Raw genomic sequence first — 16,065 nt, forward strand, 5'->3', positions numbered from 1 at the left:
AGTAGTTCGCTTAACCAAATCTTCCGGCTGATATCGACATGTTCAATAATCCGCCGTCCATCTGACCATCGATCATGGATGCATCCCTGCCGCAGCGGCATGTGATGGAAGACGATTCCGCGGCGGGAGCCTAGTTTGTCTCAACATTACGTTTGGAAAGGAATTTCATCCCACTGAAAAGGGGAAATGAATTTATTATCCTGTACCCCTTTCCATTCTCCAACGAGATTGCTGCGGTATTCTTGCTATGCGGAGCGGGAGCAATGGTGCAGCCCTCAATCATGATGTTCTTAAAATCGGAGAATTCGATCCCGTTTGTGAAATAATTCTCCCTGACATCTCCCCATCTTATGTCCATATCGCGGAGCCGAATATCCCTCACGTGCTGCGCATAAAAAGCCGGGATGTCATGCTTGAATAATGAATACCGCTGATCGGTCACCGGACGGAGATCGAAGTTACCTCCGCAAGTCGAACCCAGCGGATCGTTCTCGATTGTGAGCGACACATCGTGGAAAGACACGTCTTCGATCTCGCTTTCATCCGATGAATACAAAAGTATTCCCGCCGCGCCCTCGGCGATAACATGGCTGAATTTCACTCCGCGGATATTTCCCAGCGGAACTTTCTCCTTGCCTCTTATTGCCTCAATGTTGATCGGCTCACCGTTTCCCCACCAATCTCCGGTAAATAATCGAGTCTGGATGTAAATGTTTGAGAACATTATGTTTCTGATTGACCCGGAATCCCTTACACAAAGGTGGATCCCCCGGTTGGAACTGTCGATTACAATATTGCTGAAGGTGTAATTCCTCATTTCATTTTGATCCCACCCCCCGACCCTGATCGCACTTGAACGGGAGACTATGTGACAATTAGTGACCGTTATGTTTTCGGAAACGTGCCTGAGGTTATTGTATCCGGGCAGATCAAAGTGGTACGCGTAGCCGACAGTCACGATCCCATCATCGCCTGTGCGGATATCGCAATCCGACATCTGTACATTGCTGCAGGAGGTAAAGTCTATCCCATCGTTGTTAGGAATCATGAGGTTGTTCCATATTCTAACGCCGGAGACTACGACGCCGTCGCAATCTGCAAGATGGACAGTCCAGAACGGCGAATTCGAGATCGTCACATTCCTGATTGTGACATTCCTGCAATCGGAAAAGATTATCATCTGGAAAGGCCGGTCGAGAGGAACAAGCGGACCGTCCCCCAACCCCGACGATACCTCGCGGAAATGAACCCCCTGTCGCGTGTACATCGTACCCGCGCCGTCAATTCTTTTCGATTTATTCAAATCCATGAACGAATCGCCACTCCCGTCGATATTTCCCTCGCCGGTTATGGAAACATTGTTTGCGTGCTCGGTATAGATTAGGCCGACTCTCTTTCCGTGGAGATAATAATCGGAAACCTTGTTGCTACCTTTTAGGACCGCCCCTCTTTCCAAATGGAGATTAATATTGCTGAATAGTTGTAGTGTTCCCGATATGAAAGTTCCGGTGGGAACTACGACAGTACCGCCCCCATTCTCTCTGCAGCTATCGATGGCTTTTTGAATTGCCGCAGTATTAATGGTCTTTCCGTCGCCGACAGCCCCGAAATCTCTGACATAATAAGTTTGCGCACAAGGTTGGACATACAGTGCAAGGGTAATGACAAAGGAGCAAAAAACTCTCATTATATTTCTCCTAACGCGGCCCAGCCGCGCTGATTGATTATGCTCGTCGATCACGCCAATTCTATGTTTACCGATGCGGAACTCAAGTCACCGCGGAAGTCGAATATGACAGAAATCATTTACTCAGCAGCAACTTTATTTCATGCCGGTCACATCAATGATATCGTACCGAATACAGTACGGCCTTTTTATTTAAGGACCATCATCTTCTTCGTAATTGAGTAACCGCCGGATCTTAATGAATAGAGATAGACGCCGCTTGTGAGCCTCGAAGCGTCAAAATTGACTTGGTAATCGCCCGCATTCATCCTCTTATTAACCAGATCGGATACCTTCTGCCCAAGCACGTTATAAATAGATAGATCGACTTGACCAGATCTCGGTATTGCAAACTCAATGGTTGTAGTTGGATTGAACGGGTTCGGATAGTTTTGCGAAAGTGAATAAACGATCGGCGTTCCAGGTACTCGTTTAATTCCGGCGGCCATCGTCCCATAAACATAAATCTCCGCTATCGAGTAAGCCCCATTTTCTTCTGCTTGGAGAAGGAAATCCAGATACCGTCCAACACCCTGCAACCCGCTTAAAGTCTCCACATAATTTGTTCCACCGGTGCCGCCGACAACCTGCTTCAATACGGACCAGTTGATTAAATCACTTGAAGCCTGCACAGAGTATTGTTTCGCGTAGGCTTTGTTTCCCCAATGGATAATTATTGAATTGATTGTATCTACCCTGCCCATATCGAGTTGTACCCACTGGGAAGACGATGAGCCCGCCTGCCATCTTGAAAAATTATTCTCATCCACGATGTTCTGAGGGTTGCTGAAAGACCATGCGACAGTATCGTTTGAAGACACAGTGACGGAAGCTTCGTAAGCTCGGTCAACCTGATCAGGCGGCAGTACATTTATTGTTATCGTACTCGAATCACGTTCATCTCCTTGCGCTATCAGCGTAAACGTGCTGGTGGCAGAGTCGGCATACTCAACCACGGAATCCTTTACCGGAACCGGTTTCCCATTCAACGTTACGTTCGACCCTTTCACCGCCTGCCAAACCAATGAGGTGTTCTCCCCGGTCCCGATTTCAAGCGGGGCCGCTTTAAACATTATGATCCTACCACTTGGTATTACGACAACCTTCACGATTGCGGTATCTGTAACCACTCCGGAGGCAATCATCGTATATGTCGAATCTTTGAGCGGTCTTACTTGCATGCTATCCTTTGGAGTCGATGAGACATCTATGTTATTTATTCTGACAGTTGAGCCAGGCTCGACATCCCATTTGAGATAAGTACTATCCGTTTTCTGTATAGTACTTTGAGTGGCCGTGAACAAATAAATCGATCCGGTCTTCGGGTAAAGGTTAATGACATTCCTATAATTCAGGAACATGTACTTCAGTGCGTCCCAAGCATCAGACTCGGCATTGGCGCCATTGTTTGGTGTATTAGGGAAATCCGTCCAGGACCATGCCAGCGCGCCTGCGTAACCATTGCTGTAAATAGTAGGATAGATGCTTTGGTCTCCTAATCCGTCAGTCGTCTGCATCCAAAACTCAGCGATGACCGTCGGTTTGTTCAATCCCCATGTTGAGAATGGGTGTGTCAACGGAGACAGCAGACTCGAACCATAGTTATAATAATGCACCGTATAAAAATCTAACGTGCCCAGGGAATCCCCGCCCGCAGCGATCAAACGATCATCGCGGTAATAGTTACTGTCAGCCTGCGCCGCGACTCTGTCCAGGTATTCGAGCATTTGCTGAGTCGTCAAATTGCCCCTGTGCGATAGGTTGAACTCGTCGGTCATCTTCTGCAATTCTGCCTGCGGCAAAGAGTTTATTGTTTCCAATTCCGAAATCTTGTTGCTTGCCGTCGGGTTGACGTCGGTCAGAGTCTGAAAACTCCCGGGGCCGGTGGTCACATGAGCCTTCGGATCCGCCCTGTGAATCGCTCCCGCAATCAAATTCGTAAACTGCTGAACCGCCGATACGGAAACGGATGGATCGACAGTATAGTACTGCGTCCCAGTAGTCATCCCGTTAGGCTCATTGCAAACTTCCCATGCAATAATTGATGTATCGCCTTTGACTGAATCCACTATCGGGGCAAGAGCATTCCTGATATACGCCATCGTATATGCCGTATCCGTTAACATATATTCGTTCGCATGCAATCGTGCCGTATCCACTTCCGTTATCCTCAACATGTCGAACGACCACAGACACAGGATCAAGCCGACATCATTCTGCTTCGCCAAATTCAAAAGGGTTTTTAGATTTGTAATGGTATTAGATCCTGGTCCCGTGACATATCCATTAGCATCATATGCGGGGGTCCCTGCCCCATTTGTATGCAGCCAAACTCTCAGCGCATTGCCGCCATATAAATGAACAGTGTGAAACTCGGTATTAAACTGTGCGGCATTGATAAGGTCTGGGCCAAAATCATTCGCAAAATTCACCCAAGCTACATTTATACCGTTGAGAAAAACATTTCTTCCAGCAAAGTGTACTAGATTCGTATCGGACTGTGAGAACGCAGAGTCAGGAATCTCAATTACAAGGATCAAAAGCAAAAGAAGAAAATTCCTGATCATCGCTGAAAAGACAGTATGATAAGTTTTCATAGACTCTCCTTAAATCTATAACGCCAAATTCTGACTTCATTTATCAATTTCGAGTGAATAAACCTCTCCATCAGCTATGTAGTTTGTTCCAAGGAAAAAATCAACACAAGAATTCAAGCATCCTATCGGATGAGCCCGGACGACTCAATCTTCTTGATAATCACATCCGCGATCTTCCTGTGAGTTGAGACGCTCGGATGTCCGTTTGCGACATAACCGCCCGGATAAAAATCAAAATGCGTGAAATATATATCGTGTCTTTTTTGAGAATGCTCTTCATTGACAACTCTCTCAACATTTCGCTCTATCCATTTTACAGGAGGCGAAACCGCAATGATCGAAACTCCCGGATATTCCCTACGAATCAACGAGAGCAACTTGTGATAGTCTCTCCGGAAAATCAGAGAATTCTCTTGCGAGACTTTTCCGCTTTTCTCTTTCAGGCCGGAATAATCGTTGAGTCCAAGGCAGACCACGACTAAATCCGGGGTCCACCGTTTGAAATCCCATTTCGGCTCGCTCGATTCCATCAATGTGCGATCATAATATTGCTGCATTGAAATATCGAACTTTCCCTGCCAATCGCAAACCGTTCCAATCCCTGACCGCGCGATTATATGATACTGGGCATTATAATGTTGTGCCACCATTACTGCAAAGCCGCTGTCGATGTCGGTCACTGGAAACTTAGCTTCCCATTGCATCACAGAGTCTTTCGCCTCATTGCCCTCAGCCGCCGTAAATGAATCTCCAATGAATTCTATTTTCCGGACTGGCGGAGCGGGAGGTGGACACAGCGAGCCGCTATCCGCGAGCAGGATCCCGGAGAATGAATATATTCCGAACGAAATGTTTCTTTGACTAAATCGCAGTAAATGGCGTCCGCTCCCAAGACTATCCGCAAGGATATAATCAGCATCGCCGGCTTTGTTGCCATGCAAAACGGGGCGCAGTTCGCCGTCTATATAAACGTCATAATAGTTTACAGTGTCGTTCATTCTGACGCCAATACTGTCGCCGTAAAATCCCGTCTCAATAAAAATTCCCGGCCACGAATGCCGCGGATGAAGAGAGTCCGCCATGTCCCACCGGCCGAAATATTTGATGCAAGAATCGTTCGCAGGAAAAAATTTTGCTGCAAGAGCTGAACTGCTGAGTCCAAATATTAAAATTAAGAGACCGCTGCCCCAGCGAAGGAGTAGTTTCATGGTTCCTGCTTTTCTAAAGGTAGCCCATTATTTCAAAAGCACCATCGCTTTTGTTTCCATCAGACTCCCCGTGCTCAGACGGTAAAAGTAAATTCCGCTTGATAACCTGCTGCCGTCGAATTTCACTTCGTGCGCGCCGGCCTCTTCGATTTCATTGACCAGCGTCCCGACTTCCCTTCCAAGCAAGTCGTAGACTCTCAAAGTCACACGGCTCATCGTCGCAAGCTGATAGCTGATCGCCGTTGTCGGATTGAACGGATTCGGGAAATTCGGAAAGAGCCTGAAGGAAGGCTTATGAATATTATTTCCCTCCGTCTTTACGCTTGTGGGATTTGCAAGACGAATTCGGTATAAGGTTTTCCCTGCAGTTATATAAAGAGTTTTCCTATCATGGTCTCCCCAATTGCAATTAGACGCCACGTCGGGGCTTGGAATCAAGATAGTGTCGACGCAACTTCCATTCGAACTAAAAACCCAAACACCAAGCGGTCCCGCGCAAAAGAGATTACCCGAGGAATCGAACTTCATGCCATCCGCGTATCCTGTCGGCCTGATGGTCGCAAATACCTGCTTATTCGCCAACACCGAATCGTCGACGACATCCCAGACATATACGATGCGGGCCTGCGAGTCGTTGATGTAAAGCTTGGACTCATCGTTAGAAAAACAGATCCCGTTCGGGAGACTGAGCGAAGAATCAAGGAGTCGGACCGACCCCGCCGGGCTTATTCTGTAAATGCCCGCAAAACTCAACTCGCGACTTTGCCCGGAGGGGACGTTAAACGGCGGATCAGTAAAGAATATGGATCCGTCGGACCTCACGACGACATCGTTGGGGCTATTGAATTTCTTCCCCTGATAAGTCGAGGCGAGTGGAGTGATCGTTCCGCTTGAATCCATTCGGACAACCCTCCGGAACCCCATCTGGCAAAACACAAGCCGCCCCTGATGATCGAAAGTCATTCCGTTTGAACTATCGGAAGGATTTAGGAACGGAGTCGCGATGCCCGTTTTCGGGTCGTACTGGTAAATCTTGTTTCCCGCTATGTCCGAAAAAAGAAGCGTGCTGTCTGTCGCCGATTTTAATCCCGGCCCATCATACCACACAGGTCCCTCCACCTGCAGGAAACCTGTATGGAGTTTTTCAACCTTGGCCCCCGCCGGAACCGGCGATTGCGCAAAAGATGTCGCCGAAATTAGAATCAGCAAGAGAAAAATTTTCACTTTCAAAATTTTTGATATCAAGTTATTCCTCCGACATTGATAATTATTCATAATGAACCGGGTATGTTGTTATTTAAGAAGAAGCATTTTTCTTGTCGAAACATAACCCGCGGTTTCTAATCTATAGAAATACACTCCGCTTGCAAAACGCGAACCATCAAGAGCGACGCTGTGCCTCCCGGCCGCTTGGGTCGCGTTAACAAGTGTCGCAACATCTCGACCAAGCACATCATAAACTCTCAACGTCACACGACCACCGGCTGAAAGTTGATATGTAATTTCCGTCGTTGGGTTGAACGGATTGGGATAATTTGAGAACAGCATTGTCCTTTCCGGCAGCGAATTCCCACCACCAGCGAACAGTGTTGCCTTGTCGACCAGTTGGTCGGGTGGGATATTTCCTTTGTCATAATAATACCATTCCTGACCGAGGTTAATATAAGTCAGACCGGTGTTATTTATAACTATGGCATCAAAAGAAATATTCGGAGGCACTGTGTCTCGGGAATGCACCTCAACGGCAACCACATTCTTTCCGTCTTTCAAATAGGCAGATCGATCCTGACTGCTCATTACGATTGACGTTGCCAGTGTCATCGGACCCTTTGCGTAGGTATCGTATGAAACATCAGCACTTGGATCGATATTCACTCTGCCGATCTCTTTCCCATTTACATATGCGACAGCACCGTCGTGACCTTTTACGTAGACACGGAAATCAAGCATGGAGGCAACATCGCTAAGGTCCACTGTTTGCCTGAAATAAACGGTTGTTGCGGAAGAGACTTTCGTGCTGTCGCCTGGTGCTCCATCGTTGCCCAGCGGAGCCTTCCCTAATTTCCATTCGGAAAGATCGTAAGCGGTCGAACCGTCCCATGTTAACAAAGCTTTTGTCGTGTCGACGCTGAAGCGTACCACGACAGAAGTGTCCATCGTTATACCGTAAGCGTTCTTCGCTCTTAGATAATAAGTGTACGACTGTCCTTGCTGACATGATAATACTGTAGAATGGATGCGAGTCCCGGTTACGGCAAATTGATTCTCCATCTCATCGTATGGTTTGTCCGAGGTGCTGTATCGAACCGTATCGTACTCTGCAGTTCGAACATTTAGGGTATACGTTGGCGTCGTCACGACAAATAACGAATCAGGATAACGCACAATTGATGGAGGAGTTGTTTCATTGAACGGAGTCCAAGCATCGATTGTATCGATCAACGCGATCAGCGTGTCGGCAATTTTCTGATGAGTGGCGACGTTAGGATGTCCTCCGTTCACATAACCGCCATTGTAGTATGGAAAATAAGAATAGAAGACGTTCGTGTGTCCGATGGCATTTTCTTCAGAAACAACTTGAGCAATTGTATTCTGCAGCCATGTAATTCCGTTTGCGGCCACCGCCAGGATCTTCGCATGGGGGTACACATCCATTATGTTTGAAATAAAAGTGTGATATTCTTCTTTGAATGTGCTCGTGTTAGCCGCCGAAATGGTCCCGGTAGAATAACCGCCCCAGCCGTTGTAGTCGTTCAGACCGAGACAGATTACGACGAGATTCGGTTTCCATTTTGAAAAATCCCATGCGGGTGCAGTTGCATAGGCCACGGTGCTGCCAAAGATACTCGGAAGGTTGTTGGCATAGTTCCCAAGATAATCGAGAACGAGTCCCCAACCGGAGTGTGCTGTCACGGTATATTGCGCCCCATAGTGGCGGGCTATGATTGATGGAAATCCTTCATATAGATCGGTCCAGTCGCCGCTCGGCGCTGCATCCGTGCTGTCCCACAAATTTCCCGACGCGCAGGTGTAGGAATCCCCGATGAATTCAATTCCTCTTGAGGACGCCGAGGGCGGCGGAACAAGCGTCCTGCCACTATCGAGAATAAACCCGTTGAAGGAAAATTTCGTCCAGTTCGTCTCGTTTCTCAGCGTGATCAGAATTGTGTGAACGGTGTCTTGAAGTCCTGTCTTCAAAATGTACGATGAAATGCCCGATCCCGTACCATGAAAGTCAATGAACGTGGTATCGTCAATGAAGACATTATAATAACTGAAGTTATCATTAAGACTAATGCCGATGCTTGTCCCTTCAAATGCGGCAAATATATAGACTCCAGGCCACGAATGCGTCGGTGCCAGTGGATTTGAGAAATCCCATCTGCCGTAATACTGGATGCTGGGATCATTGGCTGGAACTAGGTTCGAGGAGTGGAGTGAATTATTGAGCCCAAACGTCATAACCAACACGATTGTAAGAGGTATAGAATGTTTCATCCTTTCATGCTCCTTGAAAACTAATCCTGCGGAAACTTCTGGCTCAGTCCTGCCGATTATTCATTATCCGCATTGTTGGTGAACTGTTCATCGATGAAAACTTTATGCGTAATCGTTCTCGGATCACTGAACAGCTCTTTGATTTGTTCGTCGGAATTGTTGGTGTGCACAAATTCCGCCCATATCATGAAATATGTCCAGTCAGACTGGTCTCTTAAAATCTCCGGCGTCGGTGCTTCTTCAACCTCGCCGAGAGCGACTAGTTTGCCTTTCGAGAGATCGAGCAGCTGATCGTAGTTGCTCCGTTTGTAATCGTTGCGATAGATATCCGCTGCCAGCACATCGACGTAATCCGAGCCAGGGAAAAAATCAGCGTAATCATAAGCCTCGTCGTTGGGCAAGTTCCGCGGCGAATTCGGCCCCCAAACCCAGATGAGATTGTTCAAATGGAAATAATTTACATACCGATCATACATCATCTTGTACAATCTTGCCGATCCATCGGGGCCTTTTCGATTCCCCCACCAAAACCAGACACCGTTCATTTCATGGTAAGGCCTCCACAGAATGGGAACGCCCAGATTCTGCAGCGCTTTAAGGTAAGTGGCAACTGCATCCACCTGAGACAACCACCGTTCGTACAACCTGGTCCCCGGGGTTATCAATTCCTTCCACTGTTCATCGGATAACTTTCCTTGTATGCTGGTTCTCCAATCGAATGGCGGTTCATCTGACGGCCGCCCTTGGTGCCACATCAGGGTTACGATGTGGCCTTCGAGAAATTGTTTGTATACTTCCTGGATAAGCTGCGAAGCATAGCCCGGTTCGTAATAATCGACGAAGTCATAGCCCAGCAATTCCGGAGATTTTCCCGTAAGGGCCTTTATGTAATCGGAATAAATATATTTGTCTTCGGCACCTGCAAAAACCTGGAGACCGGAAATCGTCTTCCTCCCTCTTATCGAATAAAGGTATGCAAGCAGCTTCTTTGCGGCCGGGGTCGCATCGTGGTTCACGGGCGCGTAAACAGTTTGAGAGTTATAATCCACGTTTTGGGGGCTGGTCTGCCCGACTGCTGAACAACCTCCGATAAAAATAATAGCTGCTATTTCCTTAACCAATCGATTTCTCCGTTTGCAAAAACTAGAGGTCATCATCTTCCCATCAAAACATAGGACAAACTATTCAATCCGGCAAGTCATCGCACGGGTTTTAATCGAGACAAGCATGGTCAATTTTCTGAACTGCGAGCCAATCTTTTCATACAGTTCTCAAGTCCTCGCGTGGTATGATAGTTACATTTCCAAATCGAAGATTTCGACCCCAGTTCGAGGTTCGGGGCCTCGTCGATGCCGCCCCAGAACCAGCCGCCGTATTTGTGATCGATGAGATACCTCTGGACATAATCCCACTGCACGCAGAATTTCAAATAGTAATTGTTCTCATCATCAGGAAATAGCTCCGACATCATTAGAAAAGAGTTTAATGCTTCAATCTGAGACCACCACTCTTTTGTGGACAACACAATCGTTACTTTGTTATCACCTTTGAACTCATATCCGCCGTCGTAGATTCCGCCTTTCTCCTTGTCCCAGCCGTTTGCCAAAGCGAAATCATCAAGCTGTTTGGCAATACGGAGCGTCGTCGTGTCGTTCTTGAGGCCTAACGCCTTTGAAGTTTCGAGCAACAGATAAGCCGTCTCGACATCGTGCCCGAACGAGATGTGGTCTAATTCCAAATGTGATTTTCTATTCTCTTCAGTTGAATCCCGGTACGAAACCAGAGTCCAGTCGCGATTGAAGAATAAAGTCATATATCCCTTGCTGCCGACGACTATGTCTCTTATTTCATGGAACAGCATGTCAAGCCGCTGCCTCAAGGTCTCGTTTGGCCAAACATCGTATAGCTCGGTGAAAGCCTCCATCAGGTGTATCATGGAGTTCTGATCTTTCGGTGGAATCCCTTTGTACCAATCCTTCTGAGGATCACCGTTCACCAAAAGGTTTTGGAAATAACCGCCATACTCAGGATCATAGCTGTGCTTATCCAGCCACTCAAAAGTCTTAACGGCAAGATTCAGTGCAGCAGTGTCTCCAAATGCCCTGTAATATGCGGCAAGACCGTAAATCGCAAAACCGTTTCCGTATGCCGTCTTCCCGGCGGGTCCGTATCCGAACGAGATCGGTTTCCCTTCGCGAGTAACGAGATCATAGAAGCCGCCGTGGTCTTTGTCCCACATTACATTTTTTAAAAACACAAAACCGTGACGAGCATATTCGAGGTAAGGCTCTTTCTCTTTGTAAAAAATAGATCCTGTCGAAAGAGACCACACATGGCGCGCCTGCGTGACGATCATCTTCGCCTGTCGTCCTTCCAATTGCCACTTATAGTTGATGTCGCTGAAGTAACCGCCGTCGACCGTGTCTATGCACAGTGGATAGAACAGATCGAACTCGCTCTTCAAAGCGGATCTAAGTTCCGCTAAGATAGTGTCCTTATTGGTCTCTATGCTCTGTTCGTGTCCGGAAGACTCGGCAGGATTTTGCGCAAGTGCAGTCAGAAGTGGCAACACCGCGAAAGAAAACGTATATCGAGCGTGCAGATGAAAACAATTTCCCATGGTCATCTTATTAAACACAAAGTAAACTATTTTGGCCACTCGGTCAACGAGACAAATGCGTCTCCGTTCTCAATGTGAAGTTAAATGATTCGGAAAACGTCATCTTCACGTAGTCGAACAAGAAACGGTAAAAATTCCGTTCAACACTGGTGAAACATTCTCACTTTTCCGGAACTTCCGCCGGCAAAATCGGCTGCACGGATTCAACTGATAATGTTCTGCTCAACAAGCCTTTCGACGATGCAGTTATCGTTATCTGACCGAATATTTTTTCAGATTCAACGATAACCTGCGCAAGACCGTTGAACGCACGGCGCTTCCACGAGCTTGACGGCGTGATGACCTGAACTAATCCCGGATCCGTATTCAGAATTTCCCACTGATTTCTTTTTACCAAAGGTGGTCCGACCACAGCATAAATGTTCTTTCCGGGATGAAGATAAGAGTGGTCAAGCACGTACTCCTGGCCAGACGCCTCCCTTGACACGTCTTTCACAATGAGGTGACCATTTATGTAAACCGTTTGGACCTGGCATACGCTTTTTGTCAAAAGCGTAATTCGTGATGAATCTGTAATCTGCGGCAAGTCAAAAGTTCCGCGAATCACAACGATCTTGGACGAATCCTGTGGAATACGGCTCTCACGATCCTGCTCGGCAAACGCCGGATCCCAATTAGAATCATCGTAGTCCGGTGTTACTTCCAAAGTATTCCCTGAGCTTCCGACGGCGTGGATTTTCAATCCCGCGATCCTGATCGCGCTTACTGTCTCAAGATACTTCTCGGGCTCGTGAGAAGACGGATCACCATTCCCGACTCCGATAATTTTTCCCGGCCCCTGAAGCCCGAAAACAATTTCATTGTCTCCATCCGGCACCGCTCTCCCCAACGAGTCGACAACTTTCACCGTTATCACCGACACGTCTTCCCCGTCAGCATTTATCGTATCTCTGTCCGGAATAAGTTGAACAGCCACGGGATCCGCTGTAGTTGCGACCCTGTCTGCGACACCTTCTTTTCCGGCATCATATCCCACCGCCTCCAAAGTTCCGGGTTCGTATTTTACGTCCCATGATACATGAGAATATTTTGGCACAGACTTTCGACCTAAACTTTTTTTATTGAGGAAGAGCTCAACTTCGTCGCAATTACTATAAGCCCAGACATCGACTTTCTGTCCCTCTGTCCAATTCCAGTGCGGGAGCAGATGAAGAAGAGATTTATCAATCCAGCATGATTTCAAATAATAAAACATGTCCTTCGGGAAACCGCAGAGGTCCATGATGCCGTATTGAGCAGTTACCTGCGGCCAGCCTATCGGATTAGGCTCACCGTGGTAGTCGAAGCCTGACCAGAAAAATAAACCGGAGAGAAACGGACGTGCCGCATAAAACTTGAAGCCGTTTTCAATACCGATATTCGGATCCTTGCGGTCGATAGCTACAAGGTGCGCGTCAGAACGATCTTCTGTATAAACTCCCCGTGTTCCTTCAGAAGACGATTCTTCCGTTCCCATACTCGGTTGATTTGGAAAATCCGCATGTTGCTTGTCGATGTCCCCGTTGAAAATGTAATTGAATCCCATCACATCGATTACGGTAGAGATTCCTTGACCCCATCCGCCGCTGACTGCAGCGGTAGTATGGCGGGACGGATCGAGTCCCTTTACAAGATCTCGCATGGTAGAAATGATACGGGCACCCTTCTCGTTTCCTTCGATAACCCACTCTTCATTTCCCAGCGACCAGACAAAGACACTCGGATGATTTCTGTCTCGAACGATCATGGCCTTCAGCTCGTCAAGCTCCTCGGGACTGCTCCCCATCAGACGGTTTTCATCGATGACCAGCATACCGAGACTGTCGCATGCGTCCAGGAAGGCAGGACTGGGAGGGTTATGCGCGCATCTAATCGCATTGCTTCCCATCGCCTTCAGCTGCTCGATACGGAATACCTGTAGAGGATCAGGCACTGCTGTGCCGACACCGGCAAAATCCTGATGGACGTCTGTCCCTTTTAATAACACATGTTTGCCATTGAGGAAAAATCCTTTATTGGGATCGAAGGAGATTGTCCGAATTCCGAATCGGGTTTCGTATTGATCGACAACCAAATCTCCAGAAAAAACTTTCGTCACCAATTTGTATAGATATGGATTTTCAGGCGACCACAATCTGGGGATCGGCACTCCCATCGTGCACGTGAAATCTTTTTCCTTTCCCTGAGCAAGAACCACCTTTTCAAATTTTCCGCCCGCGACGGTTTCACCTTTCGCATCGATGATGGTCTGGCCAAGACTGATCGGCATATCCTTCTTCCCGTCATTTTTCACCGTGGCTGTCACGGTGACCGTAGCGGAATTGCCTTTCACTTCGGACATGACGAAAGTTCCGTTCGGCGCGATGTGCACCGGAGACGTTTTGTTCAGCCACATATCTCTATAAATTCCTGCACCTTCGTAAAACCATCCTTCCTCCATCGTCGCATCTGCGCGAACGGCTACGACGTTTGTGCCTCCATAGTTCAAATAGTCAGTGATGTCATATTCAAAAGCGGAGTAGCCGCTGTGGTGTTCGCCGAGATAAAACCCGTTGACCCAGACCTGCGAATCCCTGAATATGCCGTCAAACTGGATGCTGATTCGCCTGCCGAGATCCGATTCCGGAATGGAAAAAGATTTCCTGTACCACCCGATGCTCGTCGAAGGAAATTTCTTACCAAGCGGTTTGTATCCATGACTGCTGCTGGCCGTCGAATCAAACGGGAGCTCCACAGCCCAATCATGTGGAAGATCTACGATTCGCCACGCACGGTCATCAAAACTGAACGACTCGCCTTCGACTTCGCCGTCGTGACCTCCTGCCTTGGCAAAGTAAGAAAAGTATGCCGTACCGGTTCCAAAATCTTTCGATGGATCACAAGAGTTCCCTAATGCAAATCGCCAGCCGGAGTTCAGAAGCAAATGTTCACGAACCGCCGGTTGTTCCGGAAGCGGCTTTGATTTTCCGGCTGCGGGCACGGCCGCCAGGATCGCCAGGAATGAATTGAAGAGTGCGAAATTCATAAACAGAAAAATTTTTCTCATTTCTTTGCCCTTGCTTAAGTTTCCCTACTTGACCGGGGTTAATCTCAGCAACACAACGTCGCGAGATTGAATGTCTTCGATAAAACTGCTTGCCGTGGTCGAAAGATTCTGTTTGTGCCAGATATCTCGAATACTATATGTACCTTTAAGAAACGGTAGAGAATTCCAATCTATTCTAATCTTGAAAGGATCGGTGCTTGAGTTGAAAACGCAGATTGCCCACGCACCGTTTGATAATTCCTTCGCCCATATTTGCTTGCCGATCTGGTCCATGTATCTGAAGCCCTGTTTTCCCAATGAATCCTGATCGATTGCAACGACTTCCTTGTTCGTGAGAATGTCGCGAATTTCCTCGGGCATATTTCTTACATCATTCCCCGCCATCAGAGGCGCGGCGAGCATGCACCATAGAGTAAAGTGAGCCCTTGACTCAGCGAGCGTCAGACCTTTATTGCCAACCTCCAGCATGTCGGGATCATTCCAGTGATCCGGTCCTGCGTATTGAGTGAGCTCCGCTTCCTTGTCGAGGATGTATTTCCACCCCATCGAGTAAACCCCCTGGCAATCGTAACAATCGGTGATATCACCGGTGGTCCGCCAGAGATGTCCGATCTCCGGGCCCCAGATCCAGGGCTCGTTCGTTCCCCATTCGCAGATGCTGAACACCACCGGCCGACCCGCGTGGTACAATGCGTCTCTCATTGTCTTGTATGTCTCCTCCGCATTGGCCGTACCATGATTACACCAATCGTATTTCAGATAGTCGACTCCCCATGACGCGTAAGTTCTGGCATCCTGGTACTCATGACCGCGTCCGCCGGGAAAACCCGAGCATGTTTCGGTCCCCGCGCAATTGTGGATTCCGAATTTGAAGCCGTGCGCGTGAAGATAATTTCCAAGAGCCTTCATCCCGTGTGGGAACCTCTTCGGATCAGGAAAGATATTTCCGAGACTGTCTCTCTGCATCGCTTCCCAACCGTCGTCGATTACTATATAGATGTATCCGGCATCCCACATCCCATTCATTATCATCGCATCAGCAACGCTCTTGATAAGATTCTCGTCGACGTTCGTCGCGAAGGTGTTCCAGCTGTTCCATCCCATGGGTGGAGTCAGGGCAAGCCCATCAAATTTTTGGGCAAATGCAGAAATCGAAGCAAGCATCAAGAAAGTAAACACAATTTTTCTCATGGATGAAGCCTTCCTATTTTGAAAATTTCGAGATGTGAACACGAAATCCCAACAATATCGAGACCCGAATGTTCGAGAGACGGCATTTATGTTTTTGGTGCTGTCATCTGTTTGGAATCTGTATCGTTTGTTTTGAGATT

9 protein-coding genes are annotated in these 16,065 nt (G+C 47.7%); all 9 read right to left on the reverse strand.

Annotated elements, in window-relative coordinates:
* Positions 1-130: 130 nt before the first annotated feature.
* Complete coding sequence (locus tag VLX91_10030) at positions 131-1,687, reverse strand: glycosyl hydrolase family 28 protein (protein ID HUI30543.1); 1,557 nt, start codon at positions 1,685-1,687, stop codon at positions 131-133.
* A gap of 188 nt (positions 1,688-1,875) precedes the next feature.
* On the reverse strand, positions 1,876-4,323 hold the full coding sequence (locus tag VLX91_10035; protein HUI30544.1) for a discoidin domain-containing protein: 2,448 nt from the start codon (positions 4,321-4,323) through the stop codon (positions 1,876-1,878).
* A gap of 122 nt (positions 4,324-4,445) precedes the next feature.
* Entirely contained in the window at positions 4,446-5,531 is a 1,086-nt protein-coding gene (locus tag VLX91_10040; protein HUI30545.1) for a GDSL-type esterase/lipase family protein, read from the reverse strand.
* A 27-nt stretch (positions 5,532-5,558) separates the two neighbouring features.
* The gene (locus VLX91_10045) at positions 5,559-6,776 is read right to left on the reverse strand and encodes an SMP-30/gluconolactonase/LRE family protein (protein HUI30546.1); all 1,218 of its coding nucleotides are present in this window, start codon (positions 6,774-6,776) and stop codon (positions 5,559-5,561) included.
* 48 nt (positions 6,777-6,824) lie between these two features.
* Positions 6,825-9,029: a T9SS type A sorting domain-containing protein gene (locus VLX91_10050; protein ID HUI30547.1), complete on the reverse strand. Its 2,205-nt coding sequence runs from the start codon at positions 9,027-9,029 to the stop codon at positions 6,825-6,827.
* A 56-nt stretch (positions 9,030-9,085) separates the two neighbouring features.
* Positions 9,086-10,150 (reverse strand): glycosyl hydrolase, encoded by a 1,065-nt coding sequence (locus VLX91_10055; protein HUI30548.1) that lies wholly within the window; start codon positions 10,148-10,150, stop codon positions 9,086-9,088.
* 110 nt (positions 10,151-10,260) lie between these two features.
* Complete coding sequence (locus VLX91_10060) at positions 10,261-11,649, reverse strand: AGE family epimerase/isomerase (GenBank protein ID HUI30549.1); 1,389 nt, start codon at positions 11,647-11,649, stop codon at positions 10,261-10,263.
* Between the two features lie 160 nt (positions 11,650-11,809).
* Positions 11,810-14,734 carry a beta-galactosidase GalA gene (gene galA / locus VLX91_10065; GenBank protein ID HUI30550.1) on the reverse strand — a complete coding sequence of 975 codons (2,925 nt, stop codon included), beginning with the start codon at positions 14,732-14,734 and terminating at the stop codon, positions 11,810-11,812.
* 24 nt (positions 14,735-14,758) lie between these two features.
* Positions 14,759-15,925, reverse strand: a complete 1,167-nt coding sequence (locus VLX91_10070; GenBank protein HUI30551.1) for a glycoside hydrolase family 27 protein — start codon at positions 15,923-15,925, stop codon at positions 14,759-14,761.
* Positions 15,926-16,065: the final 140 nt, after the last annotated feature.

It is taken from the genome of Candidatus Acidiferrales bacterium, from assembly GCA_035515795.1.
Lineage (GTDB): Bacteria > Bacteroidota > Ignavibacteria > Kryptoniales > JAKASW01 > JAKASW01.